At 64.7% G+C, this 13,048-nt stretch carries 7 protein-coding genes and 1 pseudogene (1 of these 8 cut by a window edge); 7 read left to right on the top strand and 1 reads right to left on the bottom strand.

Features of this window, described 5'->3' with window-relative positions; translation table 11 throughout:
• Positions 1-2,044 (bottom strand): annotated as a pseudogene (locus F4Y45_11625) (DUF1592 domain-containing protein) (it extends 251 nt beyond the left edge of the window).
• Between F4Y45_11625 and F4Y45_11620 the strand changes: the two are divergent.
• From F4Y45_11620 to F4Y45_11590, 7 genes are all read left to right on the top strand, one after another.
• Complete coding sequence (locus F4Y45_11620) at positions 1,598-3,769, top strand: hypothetical protein (GenBank protein MXY25155.1); 2,172 nt, start codon at positions 1,598-1,600, stop codon at positions 3,767-3,769. The pseudogene F4Y45_11625 and the gene F4Y45_11620 overlap by 447 nt on opposite strands.
• A complete protein-coding gene (locus F4Y45_11615; GenBank protein MXY25154.1) occupies positions 3,766-5,940 on the top strand; it encodes a carboxypeptidase regulatory-like domain-containing protein in 2,175 nt (724 codons plus the stop codon). Before F4Y45_11620 ends, F4Y45_11615 begins: the two co-directional genes overlap by 4 nt.
• 290 nt (positions 5,941-6,230) lie before the next feature.
• Entirely contained in the window at positions 6,231-8,360 is a 2,130-nt protein-coding gene (locus tag F4Y45_11610; protein MXY25153.1) for a DEAD/DEAH box helicase, read from the top strand.
• A 189-nt stretch (positions 8,361-8,549) separates the two neighbouring features.
• On the top strand, positions 8,550-10,760 hold the full coding sequence (locus tag F4Y45_11605; protein MXY25152.1) for an AAA family ATPase: 2,211 nt from the start codon (positions 8,550-8,552) through the stop codon (positions 10,758-10,760).
• A 9-nt stretch (positions 10,761-10,769) separates the two neighbouring features.
• Complete coding sequence (locus tag F4Y45_11600; GenBank protein ID MXY25151.1) at positions 10,770-11,228, top strand: hypothetical protein; 459 nt, start codon at positions 10,770-10,772, stop codon at positions 11,226-11,228.
• 206 nt (positions 11,229-11,434) lie between these two features.
• Positions 11,435-12,259: a hypothetical protein gene (locus tag F4Y45_11595; protein ID MXY25150.1), complete on the top strand. Its 825-nt coding sequence runs from the start codon at positions 11,435-11,437 to the stop codon at positions 12,257-12,259.
• Between the two features lie 91 nt (positions 12,260-12,350).
• Positions 12,351-12,764 (top strand): transposase, encoded by a 414-nt coding sequence (locus tag F4Y45_11590; GenBank protein MXY25149.1) that lies wholly within the window; start codon positions 12,351-12,353, stop codon positions 12,762-12,764.
• The last annotated feature ends 284 nt before the right edge of the window (positions 12,765-13,048 follow it).

Here is a 13,048-nt window from a genome sequence, read left to right as displayed (position 1 = left end):
CCGCGGCGGCCCCCCCCCCCGCGCCGCCCCCCCCCCCGCCCCCGCGGCCGGGGGCGGGGGGGGCCGGGGCGCGCGGGGGGGGCGGGGGGGGGGGGGGGGGCGCGGCCAGCAGGTTCTCCAGGATCCACTTGCCGCGCAGTACCGGCGAAGTGCGCGTTGCATAGGACGTCAGGGTCAGGATTCCCCCCTGCCCCAGCAGGCCGCGACGCTCAGTGCCGGTAAGCGAGACGCGGCGGAAGTGGCTGCCGTAGACGTGCGGTATTCCGTAGTGCTTCGCCAGCCGCTCGTTGACGAACGTGTAGTCGGCGGTGAGAAGATCCGTCACCGGCCCGCCGCCGCGCAGGACGCTGTCGATGAACAGCTCCGTCTCGCGGCTGAACGCCTGGCGCAGGTTCTCGTCGAACTCCGGGAAGAAGGCGGGATCCGGCTCCTTCGCCTGGACGTCGCGCAGATACAGCCACTGCTCCGCGAAGTTCTCGGTCAGGGCGCGGGCCCGGTCGTCGGCCAGCATCCGCCGCACCTCGGATTCGAGCACGGCCGGATCGCCCAACTCGCCGGCGATGGCGCGGTCGAGCAACTGCTCGTCCGGCACGCTGCTCCAGAGGAAGAACGACAGTCGGGACGCCAGCTCCAGGCCGTTCACCCGGTACGAATCGCCCGGGGCCACATCTGCGGGGTCGCGCTCGATCCGGAAGAGGAACTCCGGGCTGACCAGCAACCGCTCGAGACCCTGCTGAATCCCGCGTTCGAAGCCGCCGGCCGCGACGCCGTCCGCGTAGAACGGCATCAGGACGTCGAGATCGCCGTCGGTGACCGGGCGGCGATAGGCGCGGCGCGCCAGCGTCGAGAGAATCTCGCGGGCGCACGGCTCGGCGTTCACGCCTCCGTCCGGCGTGCAGGTGAAGATGCGGCGGCGGCTCGGGGTATCGCCGGATCCGTCGACCCCGTACGGACCACTGATGGTCACCGTGGCTATCGCCGGTTCCCGCCGCTGAGCGCGCCGTGACGCACGAACCAGGCTCTCGTGGTTCGCGCCGGTCTTCTCGAGAAACGCAACCGCGACCTCGCGGGGCCCGGCGCGCAGCGGCACCCGGACGTCGACGGGCGGCTCGGCCTCGAACACGAAGACGCCGCTCGCGCCCCGGACCAGCGGCCGCCCGCCGATGGTGAAGAGCTCGACCCGCTCGCCGTCAACGCTTACTTCGACCTCATGCTCGTCACGCGCCGCCGCTGCGAACTCGACCGTCACGACGTACTCGCCGTCCGCCGGCAAGTGGCTACGGATGATGGCGCCGCCGCGCGTACCAAGGGGCAAGCCAGCGAGGTGAGCGTCCTGGATCAGGTCGCGATCCAACTGGTAGCGGTCGACGATCGGCGGCATGTTCGTGTCGCCTACCGCGAGCCGGCTGATCTTCCGCGCCGCGGCCAGATAGCGTTCCAGCGTCGCCGGCGATACGAAGAGCAGCTCAGCCAGGTTGTCGAAACCGCTCGTGGCGTTGTCGGCCGGAAGCAGCGTCGTGACGTCGAATTCCTTGGGCAGGTGATCGAGGGCGAGCAGATCGCGGACCGCGTTCTGGTACTCGGTCCGGCTCAGCCGATGAAGCGCCGGGCGCCGGCCCGGGTTGGGCGCTTCGGCGGCGGCGCGGTCCAGTTCCGTCTCCAACCAGGCAACCACACCGTCGTAAGTGGCGTCGTCCGGCCGCGGGCGGCCCGGCGGCGGCATCGTGCGCGACTCCAGTTTCCGGATGACCCGCTCCCACGCGTCCGAGTCGGGCCCGACCCGCTCGACGTCCAGTGTGTCAACCGCAAGGCCGGTGGTCCGCAGCTGCGAAACCAGCATCGACGGCGCGGTGTCCCGGCCGTTCACGATGCGATCGTTGTGGCAGGCGGCGCAGTAGCGATCGAGCGTCTCCGCGACTTCGGCGGCCGTGGCTTCCGCCGCGGCGGCTCCCGGCGGCACGGCGAGGGCGCACGCGGCCAGCGCCAACAGGGCGAGGCCGGTTTGTTGCCGCGCGGGACGCTGGGCGCACTTCGCCATGCTCATGACGTGTGTACTACGCTTCTTTCGGGGTGTTGTCAACGACGAGCCCACGCGCTAGCATCCGCGTACGTCGTCGGTGCACCCACGGAGGGCATGGCAATGCGTCCCACGCGCGAAAATCCGGGCGGTCTGGCCTTGTCGGTTGCCGTCGCGCTGCTTCTTGCGGCCACGGCCCCCCCGTCGGCCGCAGCCGCCGACACTCCTCTCATCGAAGCGGTGCGGGCCGGCGACGTGACCGGTGTCGCGGAACTGCTCGAACAGGACGCCGACGCGCGGGAGTCCGGACCGGACGGCACGACGCCGCTCCATTGGGCGGCTCGCGGCGCGCACCAGGCGATCGTCGAGAGGCTGCTCGCGGCCGGCGCCGATGCGACGGTAACCAACCGCTATGGAGTCACACCGCTCGCGCTGGCGGCCGAGACGGGGGACGAGGCGATCATCGCCGCGCTCCTCGATGCCGGCGCCGACCCGAACCGAGCCACCCCGGAGGGCGAGACCGTCCTTATGGTGGCGGCCCGCACCGGACGGGTTCCCGCGATTGAGCAACTGCTTCGGGCCGGCGCCGACGTCAAGGCGACCGAAGGCTGGCGGACCCAGACCGCCCTGATGTGGGCCGCCGCGGAGGACAACGCGGACGCCGTCACGGCTTTGATCGAGGCCGGGGCGGATATCGAGGCGCGCTCCAGCAGCGGTCTGACGCCCTTGCTGTTCGCGGTCCGCGAAGGGCAGATCGAGGCGGCGCGCGCCCTGCTGGCCGCGGGCGCTGACGTGAACGCGGGAATCAACAACCGAACCGCCAGCACCGGCTCCTATACCCCGGCCGCCAGCGGACACACATCACCCCTGGTCCTCGCCATCATCAATGCGCACTACGAGCTCGCGCGCCTCCTGCTGGAGTCCGGCGCCGACGCGAACGCGCCCGACGCGCGCGGATCGGCGCTACATGCCCTCGCATGGATCCGCCGGCCCGGATCGGGCCGTCCGCCGATCCAGACCGGCACTCTCGACAGCCTGGACCTTGTGCGGGCGCTGCTCGATCGGGGCGCCGATCCGAACGCGCAGGTCTACTGGAACGAGATCCCGTTCGAAGTCGACCTGGGGATCGTCAAACCCCCACCCAACATCTCGGTCGGGCGCAACTTCATCAGCTTCGTAGGCGCCACACCCTTCTATCTCGCCGCCAAGCATGCCGACCTCGAGCTGATGCGCCTGCTGGTGGATCACGGCGCGGACCCCCTGACCCCGACGGACCAGGGCGTGACGCCCCTGATGGCGGCGGCCGGCCTCGGCTTCTGGGACGGCGAGAGCCCCGGCCCGCTGAACGGCACGCCGGAGGCGGTCCGGCTGGAAGCGGTGAAGCTGGCCCTGGAACTGGGCAACGACCTGCACGCGGTGAGCGATTTCGGCGAGACCGAGCTGGTGGGCGACGGCGTCGAGCTGCTGCTCCGCCACCCGCACAACCTGCTCGACCTCGACGCCCAGCGCGACCGGGGCGACATGCGTTGGGACGGATGCACGGCGCTCCATGGCGCGGCGATGATGGGATCGAACCTGATCGTCCAGTTCCTGGTCGATCAGGGCGCCGACGTCAACGCACGCAACGAGCTCGGGTGGACGCCGCTGATGATCGCGGGGGGCGTCTTCGTCGCGAACACCGAGAAGGCGTGGCCCGAAACGGTGGCCCTGCTGCACGAACTGGGCGGTGAGACGGTAGAGGAGACACGATGACGACCATGAGACGACTGACCAGCCTGACGTTGGCGTTCGCCGGAGCGGCGCTGCTCGTTTTCCTGCTCGCGCCGGGGGCCACCACGGTGGGCGCTGAAGCGCAGGCCAACGACGGCGTGATCCAGGGGCGGGTCACGAGCACGACGGGGCCGGAAGCGGGCGTCTGGGTGATCGCCGAAACCGACGATCTGGAGACGGTCTACCGGAAGATCGTCGTCACGAACGACGACGGCCGCTACCTCCTGCCGGAACTGCCGGAAGCGACTTTCGACGTCTGGGTGCGCGGCTACGGCCTGGTCGACTCCGAACCCGTCGAGGGACGGCCCGGCGACCAGCTCGACCTGACCGCGGTGGTCGCATCGACGCCGGCCGAGGCAGCGCAGGTCTATCCGTCCAACTACTGGCTGTCGCTCATCAACCTGCCCGAGGCGCACGAATTCCCCGGCACGGGAGCGGAGGGCAACGGCATCGGCGAGACGATGGAAACGCAGGCCCATTGGATCAACAACCTGAAGGGTTGCCAACGCTGCCACCAGGTGGGCAACGACCGGACCCGCGAGATTCCCGACCTCACCGATTTCGATTCGGCGCGCGCCGCCTGGGACGACCGGACCCAGCGCGGACAGCGCGGGTCGCTGATGTACAGCTTCATCACACGGTTCGGGCAGGAGCGCGCGCTCGACATGCTGGTCGACTGGACCGACCGGATAGCCGGCGGCGAAGCACCCGAAGCGCCGCCCCGTCCCCAGGGGATCGAGCGGAACGTCGTCATCACGATGTGGAACTGGGGCGACAACGTCGCCTTTGTCCATGACGAGATTGCGACCGACAAGCGGAACCCGCGGGTCAACGCCAACGGACCGATCTACGGGGTCGACATCGGCAACGACTACCTTCTCGTCACCGACCCGAACGAACACCACTCGACGATGATCAAGATCCCGCTCCGCGTCCCACGCGATCAGGTGCCGTCGATGTTCGCGACGCAGGGATTCCGGCCCTGGCGCGACTTCGGCGAGCGGGCGGTGTGGAACGACCCGGCCAACCCGCACAACCCGATGCTCGACGCCGAAGGCAGGGTCTGGCTGACGACCCGCATCCGGCATCCCGACAACCCGGACTGGTGCCGCGAGGGATCGGACAACCCGTACGCGGAGTACTACCCGATCAACCGGGCCGGCCGGCATACCGGTTACTACGATCCGGAAGCGGAGAAATTCGTCCTTATCGACACCTGCTATGGAACCCACCACCTGCAGTTCGCGGAGGATGCGAACGACACGCTCTACTTCAGCGGCGGCGGGGACGTCATCGGCTGGCTCGATACGAAGGTCTACGACGAGACGGGCGACGAGCGTTTCGCCCAGGGGTGGTGCCCGACCGTAATCGATACGAACGGCGACGGCCGGATCACCAAGCCATGGAACGAGCCGCCGGCCCGCGGCGGCGGCGAGGCGGCGGCGTTCGACCCGTCGCTCGACACGCGCGTCCGGGTGGGCGCCTACGGCGTCATCGCGAGTCCCATCGACGACGCGGCCTGGATCGTCTCGGACGACTTCCCGGGCCGCATGCTGCGCCTGGAGCGGGGTGACAACCCGCCCGAGACGTGCATCAGCGAGCTGTACACGGTCCCGGTGGAAAAGGGCTACCGGACCCGCGGTCTCGACGTCGACCGGAACGGCGTGCTGTGGACGGCGCTTGCGGGCAGCAGTCACTTCGCCGCGTTCGACCGCACCAAGTGCGACGTCTTCGGCGGTCCCGAGGTGCGCGACGGGCGGCAGTGCGATGACGCCTGGACGTTCTACAAGGCCCCCGGCCCGGACTTCCGCGGTACCGACATCGGGACCGACTTCCACTATTACAACTGGGTCGATCAGTTCAACACGCTCGGCCTGGGCGAGAACATCCCGATCGCGAACGGGTCGAGTTCCGATTCGCTGCTCGCGCTCGATCCGGAAACGGGCGAGTGGACCATCCTGCGCGTTCCGTACCCGCAGGGCTTCCACAGCCGCGGCCTCGACGGGCGGATCGACGATCCGAACGCCGGGTGGAAGGGACGCGGCGTCTACGCCACCTACGGCGCCGACGCGGCGTGGCATGTCGAAGGCGGGCCGGTGGAGCCGGGCAACCTCGTGAAGTTCCAGATTCGTCCGAACCCGCTCGCGCAATAGCAGGATGCCATAGAGGGTCGTGAGTCTGTCGAGTACTGCACCGACAACGCTGGAGCGAGACGGCTGGCCAGAGATCTGATGTCGCTGGCCATCGGGCGGCAGATTGGCCACATCGCGTCAGGTCGAGGACCGCGTGTGCTCGATCTGTTCTGCATCTCCTCAAGGTCGTATCGGTAGAGGCGGAGCTAATTCAAGATGGGCGGCCCGGGCGCGTGGAAGCCGTGGGCGCGCCGCGTGATGTAGTGCTTCGATGAACCAATGCCGACGCCGACCCTAAACCCTTGCGCGCAATGAATGAACCGGCGCTCCGGCGGCTGGACGAGGCTCGGCCCCTCTACATGCTGCCTGCGGACCCGCTCGCCGAGGAAGTCCTGATCCCTGGATTCCGAGCGGCCGCCAGGGTCGATTGCATGGTGGGGTTCTTCTCAAGTGAGGTTCTCGCCTCGCTGGCCCCGGGCCTCGCGACCTATATCGCCGGTTCCGAGAACGGCTTTCGACTTATCGTGAGCCCCCTACTCCGCGCCGAAGACCGGACCGCCATAGAGCACGGGTTGAAGTCGCCGACAGAGATCGCGGACAGGATTCTGGAAGAACTGACGGTTACGGAAGACCTGCTCCAGCGACACACCCTGAAATGCCTCTCATGGCTGCTCCGCCAAGGCAGAATCGAAATCAAGGTCGCCCTGATGAAGGATGCGCTCTTCCATCCAAAGGTCTGGCTGTTCGCGAACGACGGAGACGTCGTCGCGGCGCACGGATCGAGCAACGTGACCCTCGCGGGTATTCGGAAGAACGTCGAACAAATCGCCGTATCGAGGTCGTGGCAGGACCCGAACCAGCGCTACATCGCCAACAAGCTGAACTACGAGTTCGTCCGCCTATGGGAGAACAAGGACGAGAACTGCACCGTCATTGCAATGTCGGAGGCACTCCAGAAGCGGCTGGTGCGGACATATACGTCCGAATCGCCTCCAACGGAGGACGAGCTTCGGGCTCTGTACTGGCGCGCAACCGGATTCGTCGAGGCACGCGAGCAGCTTGAACCCGCTGCTGTTCCGTCGGCGCATTTCGCAGTACCCGACTGGTTGCGATTCGAAGACGGTCCCTTCGAACACCAAGGCAAGGCGGTCGCGGCGTGGTGCGAGGCCGGATTTCGCGGCGTGCTGGAAATGGCGACAGGCTCGGGCAAGACGATCACATCGATGATCGGCGCGCACCGCCTCCATCAGGTGCACAGGCCGTTACTGGTCATTGTCGCCGCGCCCTACGTGCCGCTGATCGAACAGTGGTGCGATGAAATCGCGCCGTTCAGGCTGAGACCCGTCAACCTGACGACAACCGGGAGCGCGACGAAGCGAGCGACCGCGCTGCAGAGACTGAAACGGAGGCTGCATACCGGACTATCGGATGTCGAGATCGCCGTTGTCAGCCACGACACGTTGTGCACGCCAGAGTTCCTCGCCTCTCTCGACGCCTTCGACTGCGCGCGCCTGCTTATCGCGGACGAGGTACACAATCTCGGACGGCCGTCCTTCATCAACGACCTGCCGGAGTTCTTCGAGTACCGCCTCGGCCTGTCTGCGACCCCGATACGGCAGTACGACGAGGAAGGAACGGAGGCGTTGTTTGGATTCTTCGGTCCCGTCGCGTTTCGTTTCGGGCTTGAAGAAGCCATCGGGGGCTGCCTCGTCGAGTACGACTACTATGTCCATCCGGTCTACCTGACGGAGACCGAGATGGGCGAGTGGTTCGACCTGACGGGCAAGATCAAGCGCAACGCATGGCGTAGCGAGGACGACAAGCCGGACGAATACCTCGCCAAGCTGCTGCGCGACCGGCGCGCGCTCCTGGAAACGGCGTCGGGGAAGGAGGCGGTGCTGTGCAAACTGCTCGATAGTGAGGATACGGGCAGCCTGCATCACACACTGGTCTACACCTCCGACAAGGGACCGAAGCAACTCGAGAATGTCAATCGTCTGCTGCGCAGCCGGAACATCCTGTTTCACCAGCTCACCGCTCATGAAACGGCAAGTCGCGACCAGACGAAGCGGATCATCAGGTCGTTCCAGGAGCGTGAAATTGAAGTGCTGACCGCCAAGCGCGTGCTCGACGAAGGCGTGAACATCCCACAGATTCGCAAAGCGTTCATCCTCGCGAGCACGACGGTGGAGCGGCAATGGGTGCAGCGGCGCGGGCGGCTACTGCGCACATGCAGCACCATCGGCAAGACGCACAGCGTTATTCACGACCTGCTTGCGCTGCCGCCCGGCTTAGAGGAAGGGCTCGATCCTGACGCGCGGCTGCTCGTGCGTTCAGAACTGCGCCGAGCGCAGGAATTCGCAAGACTGGCCAGAAACGCAGGCAGACCGGACGGGCCGCTTGCGACGATCACAGCAATGGTAGACGCAGCGTATCTGTAACGACCGAGGAACCATCATGCCACTAAACGAAAGGAAGATAATCACGATCATTCTTGAGCAATGTGCCGGAATCGAGGAACGGTGCAAGGGCTACAGGGAGGAGCTTCTTGAGGTGATCTCCGAGATTCTCGAGTATGAGCGGGGCCATCGTGTTTCGGCGACCAATATCCAAAAGAAGATCAACGACAAATGCAGTGCCGCCGCGCGTTTCCTCGCGACGCAGCGCGGGCAGGACGCAGGGACGGAGGAACTGGACTCATGAAGCTGCTCCGTGCCGAATTTCAAAACTTCCGGCTGCTCCGCGACCTTGAGCTTGAATTCTCGAGCGATTCCGTCAGGAAGCTGACGGTGATTCGCGCCGCGAACGAGTCAGGCAAGACGACGATCCTGCACGCATTGCAATGGGCGCTCTACGGCGACGCGGCCCTACCCGGCAAGGGCGAGGGCTTCCGTCTGCATCCCATTGACTGGGATGCGGGCGAAGGCAGGCGCGTACCGATCACGGCCACGGTCGAATTCGAACTGACGACGCACCGGCGGGCTGGCGGGCAACTCCGCGAGACTCGCCGACGCTTTCGCCTCGTACGCTCGGCGCTCGAGGAGGTGGACAGCCAGTCCCGCCGCTTGGCTTCGACCGTGAAGCTGTTCGCGCTGAACGACACAGGCGCGACTCCCATTGAAGCGCCGGAAGCACTGATCAACGACGAGCTGCCACCCGAGCTGCGCGACGTCTTCTTCACGGACGGCGACCGGGCATTGAGCTTCATCGAAGCGGATGTTGCCCAGTCCACGAAGCGTGAGCGAGTGCAGCGTGCCATTCGCTCGCTTCTCGGGCTCGGGGTCATCGACGACGCCATCAAGCATGTTCGCAAGTCCGCGGCGGATGTGAACAGGAAGGCTAAGCGGGTCGGCACAGGCAGCGAGCTGACGAGGATCGCCTCACGCCTCGAGGCGATGGAAGAGTACCGGGAGAAGCTCGAAGGCGAATGGGAAGACGCCAAACAACAGTTCGGGGCCTTCGACGAAAAGGTCGATGAGATCGACCGCAAGATCGCAGCGGCGCTCCAGAAAGGCGACAAGGACAAGCTGCGCATGGACCTCGAACGCGCCAAGGCGGATATCGGGCAACTGGACAATCAGCTTGCCGCGGCGACCAAGGAACACTCCGCGCTGTTCCGCAGCCGGTCGATCGCGACCGACCTGCTCGATCCGGTTCTGGGTCGCGCCTTCGATAAGCTCGAAGAGTTACACGACCAGGGCAAGATTCCAAACACGACGATACCGATTCTGCAGGATCGGCTCGCGGCTGAAATCTGCATTTGCGGCGAGACGCTGGAAGCTAGGGATCCGGGCGGCGAGAAACGCCGTGCGCACATCAAGAAGCTGATCGACGACAGCCAACGCGCCGACGAAATCCAGAAGATCATCACAGACCTGTACTACGGCGCGAAGCCGTTACAGAGCGGCGGCGACGCGAGATCGAGTGCATGGCTTGAGGACTACAGGAAGGTCGTCGAGCGGCGCGACGGCATCCAAGAGTTGCGTGACGAAGCTGGCCGGAGTCTCCGGGCGCTGGAAATACAACTCGACGCACTTCCAGACACGGACATACAGGGTTTGCGCGAAACCCGCCGTCAGTACAAGGACCAGCGTGACCGCCACCTGTCGAAACAGTCCGCGCTCGACACGCAGCTCACCGGGCTTCGGCGCGAGCGCGAGAAGCTCGAATTCGAGCGTGACCGTCTGCTTCGTGAACAGAAGAAGGGGGCCCGCATTCTGGCCGAGCTCGAAGTCACGCAGGACGTGACAAAAGTCTTGCAAAGCGCCTATAGGCGGATCACGAACGAGGAGTTGCAGAAAGTCAGCGACCTCATGAACAGCGTATTCCTTGAGATGATCGGCGCCGACCCTGAACTTGGGGCGATCATCCGGCGCGCGGAGATCAGCTACGACTTCGACATCATCGTATACGGGCCGAACGACCGGACGCTCAATCCGGACCGCGACCTGAACGGCGCGTCACGTCGGGCGCTGACGCTAGCTTTCATTCTAGCGTTGACGAAGGTGAGCGAGGTCGAAGCGCCAAATGTCATTGACACTCCGCTCGGCATGACGAGTGGCTTCGTCAAACGCTCGATCCTGCGCACGGCAGTGCGCGAGAGCGCGCAACTGATCCTCTTTCTAACGCACGACGAGATCGCCGGCTGCGAGGAAATCATCGACGACGCGGCGGACCGCGCCTTCACGCTGACCAATCCCGCGCACTACCCGAGGATGCTCGTCAACGATCCAGGTATCAACGATCGTAGGGTCTTGCGGTGCGGCTGCGATCATCGGGGCGAGTGCCAGCTCTGCGTGCGTCACGCCGACGCCCGGGTCGAGCTGGAAGAGGCGTTATAGGAGGCGACCATGGCGGAACGATATTTCAATCCTTTCCAAGCGATTGACATCAACGTGCCGGTCGAGTTCCACGAGGCGTTCACGCGCTACTCTCAGCGCAGTTCCGACGCAGTGATTGACCAGAGCCCGTTTCCTCGTATGGTCGATCTATGGTTCCTGTCCGTTTGCGTCGCGGCGCGCCTGGGTTTAGAACCCGCTGACATCGCGAAATTCGACACGCGGAAGATCATCGACGGCGCGATATTCGGAAGCGACCCGTGGCGCGTGCATACACTGATGCTGATCGCTATCGGAAAGACGGGCGACATTCAGATTGTCGCCGAGCCGCGCAAGATGATGGCGCTCGCGAATGGGCTCGCCGTCGCCGGGTTACCGAAGGTCATTGATATGCTCAAGGACGGTGCCGCGGAGCCGATCTGGAATCTCTCGGATGCGATCGACACTCTCTTGTGCAAGAAAGTCGCTTGACGGGGCTTGACTGCAATGAGCGACGTCCGCTACATCGACAATCGTCGAGATTGGCCAAATTGATCAAGCGCGGGCCAGACACTACGATAGAATGCATGACTAAGGATACCGTTGACCGAGAGGCGCAAAAGTAGAAGATGGCTCGACCGTCGCGCGAATGCACCATTTGCAGTCATTTCCGGCCGTTGCAGGACCATCTTTTTGAGATGGCTGAATTCTGCTCTTACCTTGATAACACGTCACCATTCGAAGAAGAAGGCGCCATCCGCGACGTACGGACACAAGTGATCGGCGACTGGCTTCGGCTCGCGGGCCAGCTTGAGACAGTCGAGATCAATACCTGGAAGTACGCGGGGGATGACGCTCTGTATTGCGATCCTATCGCGGAGCGCTATGATTCCGACGCCAAGCACTTTACAACCTACGCGACCTCTCTAACACGCTATATTTTTGTGTGTAACGCTCTTGAAGAAGCGTATCGGTTTGTAGCTCACCACTATGACCAACTTGCACAGCAGAAGGGTATCGCCAAAGGGAGTCTAGTCTATACTCCAGCTATGAAAGCAGCCTATCTTGTGGATCAGATAAGCGAGTCTGAGTTGCCGGCCAATTTCCAGCATATCGCGGCCAACCTCGTTGTAGCATTCGAGGATTACCAAAGAACATCGTCGCCGCGGCTCAGTGGGCTGGACAGCGTTTCGAAGAGCGACGCCAGTTACGCTCTTCATTTGGCGAGAAATCTACGGAATCACATCGCACACGGCATTTTCCCGCTGGTTGACAACTTTGACTACTCATCAGGCCCTCCCCTCGTAATGTTTCAAAACCTTCTGTTCCATGCCTGTCGCCTAGCTACGGTTTGCATGCAAGGACTGCTCGGACAATACTGCAAGGAGTTTCGCTCGCATGACTACAAGAGTATCGAGAATGCCCACGGCGAAGAATTCGATCGTTTTCTAGACAATTGCACGATTGGTTATTCGGCGAAGCTACACCTGAAAGGGGATTTCACCCTCGGCAACTGGATTTGAAGCCCGCCTTGGTTGAAACAAGCTAGCAGCCCGTGGTGAAAGTCCCGGTTAGGGATCGACAAGACCGATCCCGCGTACTACACTTCCGCCCATGGCAATGGGCAAACGCCGCCGCCGAGCGCGGCAGCCGTCGATGTGGGTGGCCAGCGCCGACCTGCCGCGAGGCGGAGGTCACCCGTTCTACGAGCGATTGAATCGCGTTCTCGACGAGGCGGGTTTCGACGCCTTCGTCGAGAGCGCGTGCGCGAAGTTCTACGCCGACGGGGTGGGCCGTCCGAGTCTGGCGCCGGGGCGCTACTTCCGGATGCTGTTGCTCGGCTACTTCGAGGGGCTGGACTCGGAGCGGGCGATTGCGTGGCGCGCGGCCGATTCGTTGAGCCTGCGGCAGTTTCTGGACGTCGCGCTGCACGAGGCGTCGCCGGACCATCGACGGTATCGCGGACGCGGCGTCGGATCGACCTGGAGACGCACCAGGCGGTCTTCACATGGGTGCTGCAGCGCCTAGCCGACGCGGGCCTGGTCAGTGGCAAGACGGTGGGCATCGACGCGACGACGCTGGAAGCCAACGCCGCGTTGCGGAGCATCGTGCGCCGGGATACGGGTGAAGACTACAAGACATTCCTGCGCGGGCTGGCCGAGGCGTCCGGCATTGCGACGCCGACGCGCGCCGAGCTGGCCCGTTTCGACCGGAAGCGCCCGAAGAAGGGCTCGAACGACGATTGGACGCATCCGCGGGACCCGGACGCGAAGATCACCCGTATAAAGGACGGCCGGACGCGTCTGGCCCAC

The organism is Acidobacteriota bacterium (genome assembly GCA_009838525.1).
Lineage (GTDB): Bacteria > Acidobacteriota > Vicinamibacteria > Vicinamibacterales > UBA8438 > VXRJ01.
The sequence above is the reverse complement of the archived record's forward strand: the minus strand, read 5'-3'. Positions and strand labels throughout refer to the sequence as shown.